This window comes from Hymenobacter mellowenesis (genome assembly GCF_030581005.1).
Taxonomy (GTDB): domain Bacteria; phylum Bacteroidota; class Bacteroidia; order Cytophagales; family Hymenobacteraceae; genus Hymenobacter; species Hymenobacter mellowenesis.
Genome location: NZ_JAUQSX010000001.1, coordinates 61,117 through 75,115 on the forward strand (window position 1 = coordinate 61,117; position 13,999 = coordinate 75,115).

Consider the following 13,999-nt stretch of genomic DNA (forward strand, 5'->3'; position numbering starts at 1 on the left):
TTACTCACTTCTCTCCCCCACTCCCCTCCCACCCATGACGCCCACCCTCGAAAACTACACCCTCGGCCGCTGGACGCCCGGCGCCACCGCCCCGCAGGAACTCCTTGACGCCAGCACCGGCGAAGTCATTGCCCTGGCCAACACCGGCGGCTTCGACTTCGAAGCCATCCTCGACTACGGCCGCCGCGTGGGCAACCCCAAGCTGCGCCGCATGACGTTTCACGAGCGCGGCCGCATGCTCAAGGCGCTGGCTTTCCACCTGCTGGAGAAAAAGGAAATTTTCTACGAGCTGAGCTACCGCTCCGGCGCCACCCGCGCCGATTCGTGGGTCGACATTGAGGGCGGCATCGGCAACCTGTTTGCCAATGCTTCGCTGCGTCGCAAGTTTCCCGACAAGCCTTTCTATGTGGAGGGCGAGCCGGTGGGGCTGAGCAAGGGAGGCACCTTCATGGCCCAGCACCTGATGGTGCCGCGCGAGGGCGTGGCCGTGCACATCAACGCCTACAACTTCCCGGTGTGGGGCATGCTCGAAAAAATTGCGGTGAACCTGCTGGCCGGCATGCCCGCCGTGGTGAAGCCCGCCGTGCCCTCGGCCTACCTCACCGAGGCGGTGGTGCGCGAAATCATCGCCTCCGGCATCCTGCCCGAAGGCGCGCTACAGCTGGTGGTAGGCACCGGCGAGGGCCTGCTCGACCACGTGACCTACCAGGACGTGGTGACCTTCACCGGCTCGGCCGCTACCGGGCGCAAGCTGCGCGCCCACCCGCGCATCCTCAGCGAGGCCGTGCCCTTCACCATGGAAGCCGACTCGCTGAACGCCGCCGTACTGGGCCTGGATGCCAAGCCGGGCACGCCGGAGTTCGACTTGTTTGTGAAGGAAGTGCGCAAGGAAATGACCGGCAAGTCGGGCCAGAAATGCACGGCCATCCGCCGCATTCTGGTGCCCGAAGACGTGCTGGAAGACGTGCAGATTGCGCTGGGCAAGCTCCTGAAGCAAACCACCATCGGCCACCCGCTGGCCGAGGGCGTGCGCATGGGCGCGCTAGCCGGCCGCGAGCAGCTGCAGCGCCTGCGCGAGCAGGTAACGCACCTCGCCAAAAACACGCCCATCGTGTACGGCGACCTGGACAACGTGGAATTACTGGGCCAGGACCGCGGCGCCCACGCCGACAAAGGTGCCTTCTGCTCGCCCATTCTGCTGCTCAACAGGGAGCCCTTCAAGCACCTCGACTCGCATGAAATTGAAGCCTTCGGCCCCGTGGCCACCCTCATGCCCTACCACGACACCGAAGAAGCAGTGCAGCTCGTGAACATGGGCAAGGGTTCACTGGTGTGCTCCATTGCCACCAACGACCCGCGCACGGCCCAGGATTTCGTGCTGGGCGCGGCCACCAACCACGGCCGCATTCTGGTCATCAACGAGGAAATGGCCAAGGAAAGCACCGGCCACGGCTCGCCCCTGCCCCTGCTCATCCACGGCGGGCCGGGCCGGGCGGGCGGCGGTCAGGAAATGGGCGGCATGCGCGGAGTGGAGCACTTTATGCAGCGTGTGGCCCTGCAAGGCTCGCCCAGCATGATTACGGCCATCACGGAAGTGTATCAGCCCAAGGCGAAGCAGATTGAAAAGGACAAGCACCCCTTCCAGCACTACTTCGAGGAGCTGGAAATCGGCCAGACCTACACCACGCACAGGCACACCGTGACGGAGGCCGACATCAGCGCTTTCGCCCAGGTGTCGGGCGATAATTTCTACGCCCACGTCGACGCTACTTCCTTGGAAGGCACGCTCTTCACGGGCCGGGTGGCCCACGGCTACTACATCTTGAGCAAGGCCGCCGGCATGTTCGTCGACCCACGCAAAGGCCCCGTGCTGCTCAACTACGGCCTCGACGAGTGCCGCTTCACCAAGCCCGTGTACCCCGGCACCACCATCGGCGTGACGCTGACGGTGAAAGAGAAAATTGGCCAGGAAAAGCGCGACGAAACCGACGTGGCCAAGGGCATCGTGCGCTGGTACGTGGAAGTGACCGACCAAACCGGCGAAACCGTGGCCGTAGCCACGATTTTGACGATGGTGAAAAAGAAAAATCAAGAGTAGCAGCCCGATGTAGGGGCGGGGCTTGCCCCCGCCCGGACGCCTGCGCCGTCGCAATGATGCCGTTCAACGACGGGCGGGGGCAAGCCCCGCCCCTACGTCGGGCTGACGGCTTCTAGCTCGCGGCTTCCTGCTTGCGTGCCTTCCTGGCCGCCCCTGCCGGCTGGCGCAGCGACGACTGACGCACCACCAGCGTGGGCGGCAGTAGCACCTGCTGCACGGGCCGCGGCGCTTCACCGGCGCAGTTTTTCAGCTCCTCCAGCAGGATGTCGATGACGTTTTTGGCAATGGCTTCCACCGGCTGCGCAATCACCGTGATGGCCGGCGTGTAGAGCCGGAACAGGTCGTGGTCGTCGTAGGAAACCATGGCCAAATCGTCGGGAATGCGCAGGCCCAGGCGGCCGATGGCTTCGAGGCCGTAGATGCTGAGGTAGTTGGTGGAGAAGATAATGGCGTCGCACTGCCGGTTGTCGCGGATGAACGACAGAATGTCGGTGATGACGGTTTCGGCATCCTGGCCTACGGCCACCTGCTTCACGGTTTCGGGCAGCCCGTGCTCCTGCATGGCCTGCCGGTAGCCGTCCAGGCGCGCCTGCATTTGCGTTTGGGCCGAGCTGGTTGTAACAAAGGCAAGGTTGGAAAAGCCCTGCTCCAGCAGGTGTCGTGCGGCGGCGTGGGTGCCCTGGGCGCCGTCTACCACCACGTAGTTGGTGGCCAGCTCCGGCAGGTAGCGGTCGAAAACCACCAAAGGGGTTTTTTCCTGCATAATCTCAGCTATCTGCTCCTCAATGCCTTCGGCGGGCACCACCAAGTAGCCATCGACGTGCCGCTCCTGAAACATGGAAATCAGTTCCCGGGCGCGGGCGGGGTCGTTGTTGGTGCTGCAGTAAATGATGCGGTAGCCGCGCTCGAAAGCCTGCCGCTCGATAAGGGCGGCCACGGTGGAGAAGAACGGGTTGGCAATGTCTTCCACCACCAGCCCGATGACGTGGGTTTTGCCCGTGCGCAGGCTTTTGGCCAGTTGGTTGGGCTTGTAGCCCACCTCCTGCACGTAGGCCAGTACCCGAGCGGCCACGGCGTCGCTGATGCGGCTCTGCTTGGCCTTGCCATTCAGCACCAGCGACACCGTGGCAATGGAAACCCCCAGATGGCTGGCGATGTCGCTAATCAGCGTGCGCTTTTTTACTTTTTCACTCATTTAAGGGGCTTTGCAGGCTTAAGGGGCGCAAAGGTAGAAACCCGGCCAGACTTGCCGGCCCGGCCTCCCTTCTGCTTACGTGAGCGCGCGGCTCCCGGCCGAAACCAACGCCTCTACCGCCACAGCGGCCACGCGTGCGCTACCCATGAGCTTGCCGGCCCGGTTTTCGGGGGTACTTTGGAGGAATTTGTGCCCTCACGGTAACACCAGCTCCGTACCTCCTTTCTGCTTTCCTTACGCCCTTGCCCCATGGCCGCTAAAAAACAACAAACTTCCATCCGCGACTTAGCCCAGCAGCTTAACCTTTCCATTTCAACGGTTTCGCGGGCGCTGGCCGACCATAAGGACATCAGCGAAAGTACCAAGCAGCGGGTGCGCGAGCTGGCCCAGCAGCTCAGCTACCGCCCCAACCAGCTGGCCGCCGCCCTGCGCAAAGGCCACAGCAAGACGCTGGGCGTGATTGTGCCCCACATCAAGGGTTATTTTTTTCCGGCCGTGATGAACGGCATCGAAAAAGTGGCCACCCGCGAAGGCTTTAACGTGCTCATGTGCCAGAGCAACGAAGACGTGCAGCGCGAGCAGCGCAACATCGAAACCTTCCTCGATGCACAGGTCGAAGGCATTCTCATCTCCGTATCGGCCACCACGCACCTCGAAACCCAGCACTTCGAGCAGGTGCGGCGCCAGGGTATTCCGCTGGTGTTTTTCGACCGCGTACCCGAGCTGCCCCACAGCATGGCCGTGATTCTCGATGACTTCCAGGGCGCCTACCGGGCCGTGGCCCACCTCATTGCGCAGGGCTGCACGCGCATTGCCCACCTGGCCGGTCCACAGCACCTCAACACCAGCCGCAACCGCTACCTGGGCTACCGCGAAGCCCTGCGCGCCCACGGCCTCAACTACGAAGAGGAATGGACCTACTCTCTGCCGGCCCTCACCCACGAGGCCGGCCGCCTGGGCATGCAGCACCTGCTGGCCCTCAATGCCGGCCTCGACGCCGTGTTTGCGGCCTACGCCATCCCCACGGTGGGCGCCATGGAGGTGCTGCGCGACCAGGGCCGCCGCGTGCCGCAGGACCTGGCCATCGCCTGCTTCAGCAACGACCCCTTCACAGCCATGACGCAACCGCAAATCACCGTCATCGACCAGCGCCCCGAGCAGATGGGCGAAACTGCCGTGCGCCTGTTTCTGCAGCTGCTCAAGCGCGGCCCGGCCTACACGCCGCCCCACCTCATCCTCAAGCCCGAGCTGGTGATTCGCAACTCGTCCTTGCACCGCTCGCAGGAAAGCGTGGTGCGGTGAGAAGATAGTAAACGACGTAGGGGCGGGGCTTGCCCCCGCCCGGGCGCCTACGCCATTACAACGATTCCGTTCAACGTAGGGGCAGGGGCAAGCCCCGCCCCTACGTCGTTCTGCTAAAGCGCCTTGCGCAAGCACACGCTATTATCCACGCCGATGTACTGCCCGTAGTTCGGCGTGAAATCGTAGCCGCTTTTTTGATAAAGCCGAATAGCCTCTGGCTGCTTTTTGCCGGTTTCGAGTACGCAGGCGGCGTAGCCCAGCTCGCGCGCCCAGCCCTCCAGTTCGGCCAACAAGGCGGGGGCCACGCCCGTGCCACGGTGCGCCGGTTGCACAAACATGCGCTTGACCTCCATTTGATTGGCGTCGAATTCCTTGATGGCGCCGCAGCCTACGGGTTCGTCATCTTGGTAAGCCACCACGGCGTGGTTGATTTTGTCAATCTTGTTGAACTGCGCGTAGAAGGCGTGCTCGGCCCCGTCGCGGTGGGCCAAATCCTGGTCGAGCAACTGCACGAGCGCCCGGAAATCAGCGTTGTCGGAAGTGGTGCGGACGAGGCGTAGCATGGGGTTTACTCCGGCAAATGGCGGTTGAAATGGTTTTTCAGCACGTCGTTCAGCTTTTCCTTGGTCAGGGGCTTGTTGAGGAAGCCGCCAATGTTGAGGCTTTGCACGCGGTCCACGTCCTGCGGATGCAGCGAGGTGGTGAGCATAACGATGATGATGGATTCTTTTTCCGGCAGCGGCAGCTCGTTGTAAGCCGTCAGAAACTGAAAGCCGTCCATCACCGGCATCTTCACGTCCAGCAGTATCAGGGCGGGGCAGTCGGGCGTGGCCATCTGGCAATGGATTTTCACCAGTTCCAGCGCTTCCTGGCCGTTGAGTGCCACGAGCAGATTGTCCGTAATATTCAACCGCTTAATTAATAACTGGTTGAGGTAGTTGGTTGTCTGGTCGTCGTCGACGAGCAGGGCGCAGGTGAGCTTTTGCATGGGAATCAGCAACGGGCCACGGCCGCCCCGAAGCAGGACGCAAGTGAGGGTGGCCTACCGGCTAAAGTACACCAGAAAAGTAGAGCCCTGCCCCAGTTCGCTCTTCACCGTGATGCGCCCGCCGGCATTTTCCACCATCTTCTTCACCATATACAGGCCAATGCCCGAGCCCTCCACGTGGTCGTGAAAGCGCTGAAACATGCCGAACAGCTTCTGCTTATTGGCCGCGTCGAGGCCCAGGCCGTTGTCCTGCACTTCCAGCACCACGGCGTCACCCTCGGGGCGTGCGCGCAGGCGCACTTGGGGCACCCGGTCGGGCGCGCGGTATTTGAGGGCGTTCGAGAGCAGGTTGAACACCACGGAGCGCAGGTTTTTCTCCGAAAACATGACATTGGGCGCGGCGTCCACATCCACCTCCAGCTGGGCGCCGGAGCTTTGGATGAGCGGTTCCAGGTCGAGGCGCACGTTGCGCACCACGGCGGCCAGGTCCACGGGCTCGGTGGGCAGGCCGTGCTCTTTTTGCAGCTTGCTCACGTCGGTCAGTTGCTCGATGGTGCGCTTGAAGCGGTTCACCGAGTCGTGCATGAGGGCCAGAATGGGCTGCACGGGCTCGTGCTGGCTGGCCTCGGGGGGCAGCTCGGCCAGCAGGGCATCAAGCAGGCCCTCGATGTTGCTGATGGGCGCCTTCAGGTCGTGGCTGGCGGTGTAAATGAAGTTGTCCAAATCCACGTTCACGCGGGTGAGCTGGTCGTTGTTGTCGCGCAGTTCGCGCTGGCCCTGGTCGATGCGCTCCAGGGCCAGCTTGTGCTCGTGGATGTCGGTGTAAGTGCCAATCCACTGCACGATTTCGCCCTGTTCGTTGCGCGAGGGCTGGGCCCGGCCCAGCATCCAGCGGTAGCCGCCGGCGCCGTCGCGCAGGCGGCATTCCACCTCGTACGGGGCGCCGGTGCGCAGGCTTTCGTCCCAGCGGGCCAGGGTGGCAGCGGCGTCGTCGGGGTGCAGGCGTTCACGCCAGGCGCGGCCGATGCCGGGACCTTCGCCGGGCGCCTGCCCAATGTAGTCGTACCAGCGGCGGTTGCGGTAGGTGTTGGCGCCGGTCGGGCTCACGGTCCAGGCAATCTGCGAAATGCCTTCGAGCATGCGGCTGGCTTCGGCGGCGGCGCGCTCGCCGGCCAGGCGGGCGGCTTCTTCGCGCTTCAGCTCGGCGTTGGTGCGGTCGAGCAGGGCGTTTTGCTCGGCCACCTGCGCCCGAATGGCCGTGATTTCGCGCCGGGCCGAGAGGTCCGTCACTATCACCGCCAGGGTGGGCGTCTCGTTGAAGCTCAGCACATTCATGCTCACCGAAAACGGCACCAGCGCCCCGCTACGCGTTTGCAGCGGCAGCTCGCCCTTGCTCTTGCCTTCCCAGCCTTTCAGCAGCAGCCCGGCCCAGTACTCCTGAAACGCCAGCGGCACAAAGGTTTCAAATGCGCTGCCCATCACCTCGCTCAGGTCGCATTCGAGCAGGCCGGCCAGGCAGGCGTTGCAGTAGAGCACAGTGGCGTCTTCGCTCAGCAGCAGGGCGCCCTCGTTCATCTGTTCAATGAGGGTGCGGTAGCCCTGGTCGGCCCCTTGCAGCGTGAAAATGCGCGGCCCCTCGGTGCCCTGCACGGCCAGCGCGTCCACGGCCCCGGTCCGGATGGCGTGGATGAGGTCGTGCGCTTCCTCCAGCTGGTAGCGCAGCTCCTCGTTGGCGCGGGCCAGCTCGGCGGCGGTGGGCAGCGGGGCTTCACTCATGGCCGGGCGCGCCGTCGGCAGCGTTAAGGCCCAGGGCTTTGAGCACCCGTTCGCGGTCGGAAAGGTCGCCCACCAGGCGGCGCACCAGGCCGGGCTTCAGCTTGATGAGGGTGGGCACGCCGATGAGGTCTTCCTGCTGAGCCAGCTCGGGCTGCTGAAAAATATCCACAATCAGCAGCTCGTAGCGCCCTTTCAGGTACTGCTCGCAGATGTCCTTGATGTTGCGCACGGCGCGCGTCGAGTTCACCGTGGCCCCCGTGATGTAGAGGTGTAGCACGTACTCGGGGCCGTTGTCGGCGGGCGTCGGGTCCAGAAAATCCGGAAATGGTTCGGGTTCCATGGCCGGGCTATTTGCTGATTATTGGGCGCACGTCGAGCCCCACCAGCACCTTCTCCTCGTTCGAGAGGTCGCCGATGATTTTGCGGATGGGCTCGGGCACCTTGCGCACCAGCGTGGGAATGGCCAGAATCTGGTCGCCCTCGGCCAGCTGCGGGTTCACCAGCAGGTCGACCACCTCCAGTTTGTAGCGCCCTTTGAGGTGTTGCTCACAGTACTTGCGCAGGTTGGCCACGGCCGTCACCGACTTGGGCGTCTGGCCGGCTACGTACAAGCGCAGCTCCCAGGTCTCGGTGTCGAGGGGGTCGTTAAAATCTTCTGCCATGGAAAGAGTGGGGAGCGCGCGAGCGGGGCGACACCGTTGCGGTACGTAACGTAATAATTGACCTTATTGGCCGCTTTCGGGGGTGGGTGCGGTTTGGGCCGGGGGGTTGGCCGCCGTGATGCGCTGCTTGCCCGTGGTCAGGGCCTGCTGGCGGCTTTGCTCGTGGGTGCTGATTTGGCGCAGCTCTTCTTCCACGCTCTCGAACTCGGTGCGCAGGTTGGCGATGTTGGCTTCGAGCATGCGGCGGCGGCGCTCCAGCTCCCGGTCGCGGCGCTCGGCTTCCTGCTGCACGGCCAGGGTCTGGGCGTGCTCTTCGAGCTGCTGGGTGAGGCGGCCGGCGCCGGTCACGATGCCCGTCGGGCCCAGCACCACGTCGAGCAACTCAATGCCGTGGTCGGTCACGATGAACTCGCGCACCTGGTTGGAATGGGCCATGCCGCGCGATTTGAGGATGCTCAGGCCGCGGTTGCGCTCGCCGATGCCCTCCAGGTCGCGCACCGAAATCCAGGTATCGACCAGCGACGACACGCCTTCCTCCGTCATTTCGGCCCGGCCCGCGCCGCCGTTCACCAGCGCCGTGAAGAAGGCCGTGATGCCACTCACCTTCAGAAAATCGATGAGCCGGGTGAGCATGCTGCGCACCTCCGACACGTTGCCGACGGTGATGAGGTTGGTGATAGGGTCGATGACCACGGCGTCGGGCCGGAACTCCTTCACCAGCCGGTGCAGCGTGACAAGGTGCTGCTCCAGGCCGTTGAGCGTGGGGCGCGAGGCCTCGATGCGCAGGCGGTTTTCGCGCACGTGGGTTTGCAGGTCGATGCCCACCGAGCCCATGTTGCGGATGAGCTGCTGCGGCGATTCTTCAAACGCAAAAAACAGGCAGCGCTGGCCCTGCTGGCAGATTTTTTCGGCAAAGGCCGAGGCCAGCGTAGTTTTGGCCGTGCCGGCCGTGCCGGTGATGAGCACGCTGCTGCCCTGGTAAAACCCGCGCCGGCCAAACATCTCGTCCAGCGCCGGAATGCCCGACGACACGATGTTGTTCGACACTTCGTGCTCCAGGCGTAGCGACGTCACGGGCAGCACCGAAATGCCGTCCTCGGTTATCAGGTAAGGGTATTCGTTGGTGCCGTGGGTGCTGCCGCGGTACTTCACAATGCGCAGCCGCCGGGTGGTAATCTGGTCAATCACACGGTTGTCGAGCAGAATCACGCAGTCCGACACGTACTCTTCCAGCCCCTGACGAGTCAGCGTGCCGTCGCCGCGCTCGGCGGTGATGACGGTGGTCACGCCCCGGTCCTTGAGCCAGCGGAACAGGCGGCGGATTTCGGAGCGCAGCACGCCCTGGTTGGGGAAGCCCGAAAACAGCGACTCGATGGTGTCGAGCACCACGCGCTTGGCCCCGATGGAGTCGATGGCGTAGCCCAGCCGGATGAACAAGCCCTCCAAGTCGTACTCGCCGGTTTCCTCAATCTCGGAGCGGTCGACGTGCACGTGGTCGACGCGCAGCATCTTGCGCTCCTGCAGGTCCTTGAGGTCGAAGCCCAGCGAGGCCACGTTGGCGGCCAGCTCTTCGCCGGTTTCCTCAAAGGCCATAAGCACGCCCGGCTCATCGAATTCCTGAATGCCGCGCACCAGGAACTCAATGCCCATCAGCGTTTTGCCGCAGCCCGCGCTGCCGCAGATGAGTGTGGGCCGGCCCTTCGGCAGCCCGCCTTCGGTGATTTCATCGAGCCCCTCGATGCCGGTGGGCGATTTGGGCAGCTGAGGCAGTGCGGCCGGCCTGGACAGAGTATTTTCCTGCATGAAAAAGGGGATAACCTGGTAAAGGTAATCGGTAGGAAATGCGCGGCGGCGCGACTGGGGAACCTCACCCCCGGCCCCTCTCCAAAAGAGAGAGGAGCCTGACGAGTTGTAGCGTGGACTCTGCGAGTCCGCACCGGGGCGAACGTTCTGCCATGCGCGGACTCGCAGAGTCCACGCTACAGTCCGCGCATGGCCGGTGCCCCCTCTCTTTTGGAGAGGGGGTCAGGGGGTGAGGTTCCCCGCCGGCACGTTCCTACCGGCTCCCCGCCTCAAAATCTAGCCAGCCGGCGCGGTGCTCGTCCATTTCGCCGGCGCTGATGCCGTAGGCGGCGCAGGCTTCGTCGGCATCCATGAGGCCCTGCTCCACGGCGTTGAGCACAGCCCACACCTTGAGCTTGCGCTCGGCGTCGGCACTGGCATCGCGGGCCGGCTCGGGGCGGCCGTCGGTGTCGAAATAATTGGGCTCAGACTCGCTCATAGACACGGCAAGATACTCGGATATTTATTAAGCCTGAGTGAATTTTTCGGCTTTCGGTTGCGCCCCTCGGCAATTATTTCCAGCGGCTGAAAAACTGGTCGAAGGCCTCCCGGTAGCCGTCGCTCACGGGCAGGGTTTCGCCGGCAATCTGCACCGTGCCGCGTCCCACGGCCTGGATGTGCCCTAAGCCCACGATATAGCTGCGGTGGATGCGCAGAAACTTGCTGGCGGTCAGCTTTTCCTCCATGCTGCGCAGGCTGGTGAGCGAGAGCAGCGGCCGCGTCTGGCTGGCCAGGTGCACCTTCACGTAGTCCTTGAGGCCCTCCACATACACGATGTCGGCCAGGGCCACGCGCACCAGTTGGTATTCCACTTTGAGGTAAATGTGGTCTTGCTCGGGCTCCGGGGCGACGGGGGCGGGCGCGGCGGCGTTGGCGGCCTGGGTTTGCTTCAGCTCGAAGTAGGTTTTGGCCTTGAGGGCGGCGCGCAGAAACTCCTCGTAGTTGAAGGGCTTGAGCAGGTAGTCGAGCGCATCGACGCGGAAGCCTTCGAGCGCATATTGGTTGAAGGCGGTGGTGAAGATGACGCGCGGGCCGCGCTGCAGCACCCGGGCCAGCTCCAGGCCGCTGAGGTCGGGCATCTTGATGTCGAGAAACAGCAGCTGGATTTCGGGCTGCTCATGCAGGGCTTTGAGGGCGGCCACGGCGCTTTCGTGGCGGCCAACGAGGCGCAGAAACGGCGTTTGCTCAATGAAGGAGCAGACCAGGCCCAGGGCCAGCGGCTCGTCGTCGACGGCCATGCAGTTGATGACAAGCGGGGTTACAGATTCAGCTGGAGACATACTTCGTACTCGTTGGAGGCCGTGCGGGGCACGACGTGGATGGTGTGCTGCTGGGGGTAAAGCAAATCGAGGCGGCGCTGGGTGTTCACCAGGCCGATGCCGCCGGGCTCGTCGTCGTCGGCCTCGTCGGGCCGGTCGGGAAACACGGTGTTGCGCACGCACAGCTCCACGGTGTGGGCCGTGGGCTGGCGCAGCGCAATGCTTATGCGGCTGGGCGAGGTGGCGCTCACGCCGTGCTTGAAGGCGTTTTCGACGAAGGGCTGAAACAGCATGGGCGCAATGAACGGGTCGGGGCTGAGCGGGTCGGGCCGCTCAAATTGCACCTGCACCTTGTTGGTAAGGCGCAGGTGCATGAGGTCGATATAGTCCTGCAAAAAATCGATTTCCTGGCTCAGGCGCGTATGGCCGGCCGGCGACTCGTACAGCACGTAGCGCATCATGCGCGAGAGACGGTGCAGGGCGGCGCGGGCCTGGTCGGCGTTGAGCAGCGTGAGGGCGTAGATGTTGTTGAGGGTGTTGAAGAAGAAGTGCGGGTTAATTTGGGCCTTCAGCAGGCTCAGTTCGGTGGCTACCTGGCGGCGCTCCAGCTCCAGGCGGCTTTCGGCATCGCGCTGGCCCTTTTGCATGGCCGCCAGGCTGGTGGCAATGCCCAGCACCATGAGCGTGATGAGCAGCACGCCGCTGTTGAACAGCGGCCGGCCTTCCTCGGGCCCCAGCTGCGGGTGCGGGCGCGGGCCCGACCATGGGTTGGGCGGGTTCAGCACCGCTTCGCGGGCGGTGGCCACCAGCTCGGGCACGTCCAGCCGGGTTTCGACCTGCTGGTGGATGGCCAGCACCGCCAGCACCAAGGCCGCGTTCAGCCCCACATAGGCCCACCACTTGCCGCCGTAGAGCAGGCGCGGCGCGGCCCAGGCCACATTCAGGTAGAACACGCCCACCAACAGGCCCAGCACCACGGCCTGCGTCAGCCAGAACTCGGTGGGCTTCGGGCCGGGGTAGTCGGGCTGTTGGGCCCAGAGCAGCACCATTACCAAGCCCCACACCAGGGCGTGCAGCAGCAGCGTGGAAGCAGAGCGGAGTAGTGGTAAGGGCATTTAAAAAGGGTTGAGTGCTGAGGGTTGAGTTAGGCTCTCTACTTCTTCGCCTGTGTGGCGCCTCACCCCCGGCCCGGTTCGCTTGAAGCGCAAAACCAAAGGAGAGGGGAGCCAGCCGTCAGAAGCATAACTGGTGCCCCCTCTCCCTGAAGAGAGGGGGTCAGGGGGTGAGGCGCCCCGTCGGAACGAACCAGTGAAGCAGCCTTTTCACCGCCGCAAGCTACAACCGGCGCCTATGGCGCACTGGGTGGTATCGGCCAGCCGGGCGGGTTCGTCGGCTAGTCGGCGGTTTGGGGCGCCGGCCCTCACATCAGCGGCGGCTGAAAGACCGGGGGCCGGACTTACCCAATCAAACTGCCAACTCGGCGACGCCGCCCCGCAACTCGCCGATTGCAGTTGGAATGCCTCCTATCACGCAAGCAAATTTGAAGTAACGAGTCCAACGGTTCCCTCCCCGCCTTCCACTTCCCGCTCCGCTATGGCCGCTTCTATACTTCCCCGGGTTGCATCGATGCTGGCGGCCGCCGTGCTGCTTATCGTAGTGGCCTGCCAGAAGCAAGCCGCCGACCCCAACGCCGCCGACCTGGCCGACCTCGCGGCCCTGCCGCTGGTGGCGCCCGCCCCGGCCAACAACCCCGGCAGCCCCGCGAAAATTGCCCTCGGCCGCGCTCTGTATTGGGACCCCGTGCTGTCCGGAGGCAAGGACGTGAGCTGCGCCAGCTGTCACCACCCCGCCAACGGCTACGCCGACGCCGTGGACCTGAGCATCGGGGCCAACGGCCAGGGACTGGGCACTAGCCGCCGCTTCCGCGCGCCGAATGACATTCCCTTCGTGAAGCGCAACTCGCCCACGGTGCTCAACGCCGCCTTCAACGGCCTGCACGCCGACGGCAGCTGTGACCCCACCACGGCTGCCATGTTCTGGGACATGCGGGCGCAGTCGCTAGAGGCGCAGTCGCTGCTGCCCGTGGCCACGCTGGAGGAGATGCGCGGGCACCAGTACGCCGAGGGCGTGGCCCTCGATTCGGTGGTGGCGCGGCTGCGGCGGATTCCGGCGTACGCGGCTATGTTCAGCGCCGCGTTTGCGGAGACGGCGCCGGTTAATAGCGTCAATATCGGCAAGGCCCTGGCCTGCTTCGAGCGCACGCTGGTGGCAACTGATTCGCCCTTCGACCGCTACAAGCGCGGCGAAACGTCGGCCCTCACGTCCCAGCAGGTGCAGGGTTTGAATGATTTCGTGACCAGCGGCTGCGCCAAATGCCACAGCGGCCCCATGCTGAGCGACTACAAAACCCACGTGCTGGGCGTGGCCGACAACCCCAAGAACCCCACCTCCGATTCGGGCCTGAACGGCACCTACGCCTTCCGCACGCCCAGCCTGCGCAACGTGGCCCTCACGGCACCCTACATGCACGATGGCACCCTGGCCAACCTGCAGGCTGTGCTGAACTTCTACGACCCCGGCCGCGGCGGCCAGGCCCCTTCCCTCAATCCGCACGTGAGCGTGGCCCAGCGCGACCCGCTGTTTCCGGGCCGCGTGGCCAACCCGGCCAACATCATCGCTTTCCTGCAGTCGCTCACCGCCGCCAGCTACGACCGCACCGTGCCCGTCAGCGTGCCCAGCGGCCTGCCCGTAGGAGGCAATTTGTGAGAGGGGGAGATGAGATGCCGGAAAAGGACGTCATGCTGAGCGCAGCCGAAGCATCTCTACCTCAGAACTAACTAATGCCGACTGCAACAAAGCGGTAGAGATGCTTCGGCT

13 protein-coding genes are annotated in these 13,999 nt (G+C 64.2%); 3 read left to right on the forward strand and 10 right to left on the reverse strand.

Annotated elements, in window-relative coordinates:
- Positions 1-34 precede the first annotated feature (34 nt).
- Positions 35-2,098, forward strand: a complete 2,064-nt coding sequence (gene paaZ, locus Q5H92_RS00255; protein ID WP_305009429.1) for a phenylacetic acid degradation bifunctional protein PaaZ — start codon at positions 35-37, stop codon at positions 2,096-2,098.
- A 112-nt stretch (positions 2,099-2,210) separates the two neighbouring features.
- On the opposite strand, the gene Q5H92_RS00260 is transcribed toward paaZ, so the two are convergent.
- Positions 2,211-3,293, reverse strand: a complete 1,083-nt coding sequence (locus tag Q5H92_RS00260) for a LacI family DNA-binding transcriptional regulator (RefSeq protein ID WP_305009430.1) — start codon at positions 3,291-3,293, stop codon at positions 2,211-2,213.
- Positions 3,294-3,542: 249 nt separating this feature from the next.
- Here Q5H92_RS00260 and Q5H92_RS00265 point away from each other — a divergent pair, with 249 nt between their 5' ends.
- Positions 3,543-4,595, forward strand: coding sequence for a LacI family DNA-binding transcriptional regulator (locus tag Q5H92_RS00265; RefSeq protein ID WP_305009431.1), 1,053 nt, complete (start codon positions 3,543-3,545; stop codon positions 4,593-4,595).
- 113 nt (positions 4,596-4,708) lie between these two features.
- Here the strand turns inward: Q5H92_RS00265 and Q5H92_RS00270 are convergent, their stop codons facing one another.
- The 9 genes from Q5H92_RS00270 to Q5H92_RS00310 form a co-directional block, all read right to left on the reverse strand.
- Positions 4,709-5,158, reverse strand: coding sequence for a GNAT family N-acetyltransferase (locus Q5H92_RS00270; RefSeq protein WP_305009432.1), 450 nt, complete (start codon positions 5,156-5,158; stop codon positions 4,709-4,711).
- A 5-nt stretch (positions 5,159-5,163) separates the two neighbouring features.
- Entirely contained in the window at positions 5,164-5,583 is a 420-nt protein-coding gene (locus Q5H92_RS00275; protein ID WP_305009433.1) for a response regulator, read from the reverse strand.
- 54 nt (positions 5,584-5,637) lie between these two features.
- Positions 5,638-7,359, reverse strand: coding sequence for a sensor histidine kinase (locus Q5H92_RS00280; RefSeq protein ID WP_305009434.1), 1,722 nt, complete (start codon positions 7,357-7,359; stop codon positions 5,638-5,640).
- Positions 7,352-7,699, reverse strand: coding sequence for a circadian clock KaiB family protein (locus tag Q5H92_RS00285; RefSeq protein ID WP_305009435.1), 348 nt, complete (start codon positions 7,697-7,699; stop codon positions 7,352-7,354). The genes Q5H92_RS00280 and Q5H92_RS00285 overlap by 8 nt, the downstream gene beginning before the upstream one ends.
- 7 nt (positions 7,700-7,706) lie before the next feature.
- Entirely contained in the window at positions 7,707-8,021 is a 315-nt protein-coding gene (locus Q5H92_RS00290; protein ID WP_305009436.1) for a circadian clock KaiB family protein, read from the reverse strand.
- A gap of 63 nt (positions 8,022-8,084) precedes the next feature.
- Positions 8,085-9,824 carry a circadian clock protein KaiC gene (gene kaiC / locus Q5H92_RS00295; RefSeq protein WP_305009437.1) on the reverse strand — a complete coding sequence of 580 codons (1,740 nt, stop codon included), beginning with the start codon at positions 9,822-9,824 and terminating at the stop codon, positions 8,085-8,087.
- A 253-nt stretch (positions 9,825-10,077) separates the two neighbouring features.
- The gene (locus Q5H92_RS00300; RefSeq protein ID WP_305009438.1) at positions 10,078-10,302 is read right to left on the reverse strand and encodes a DUF1153 domain-containing protein; all 225 of its coding nucleotides are present in this window, start codon (positions 10,300-10,302) and stop codon (positions 10,078-10,080) included.
- 73 nt (positions 10,303-10,375) lie between these two features.
- Positions 10,376-11,101, reverse strand: a complete 726-nt coding sequence (locus Q5H92_RS00305; RefSeq protein ID WP_305009439.1) for a LytR/AlgR family response regulator transcription factor — start codon at positions 11,099-11,101, stop codon at positions 10,376-10,378.
- 20 nt (positions 11,102-11,121) lie between these two features.
- The gene (locus Q5H92_RS00310) at positions 11,122-12,237 is read right to left on the reverse strand and encodes a sensor histidine kinase (protein ID WP_305009440.1); all 1,116 of its coding nucleotides are present in this window, start codon (positions 12,235-12,237) and stop codon (positions 11,122-11,124) included.
- A gap of 478 nt (positions 12,238-12,715) precedes the next feature.
- Here Q5H92_RS00310 and Q5H92_RS00315 point away from each other — a divergent pair, with 478 nt between their 5' ends.
- Positions 12,716-13,888, forward strand: a complete 1,173-nt coding sequence (locus Q5H92_RS00315; protein ID WP_305009441.1) for a cytochrome-c peroxidase — start codon at positions 12,716-12,718, stop codon at positions 13,886-13,888.
- Positions 13,889-13,999 lie beyond the last annotated feature (111 nt).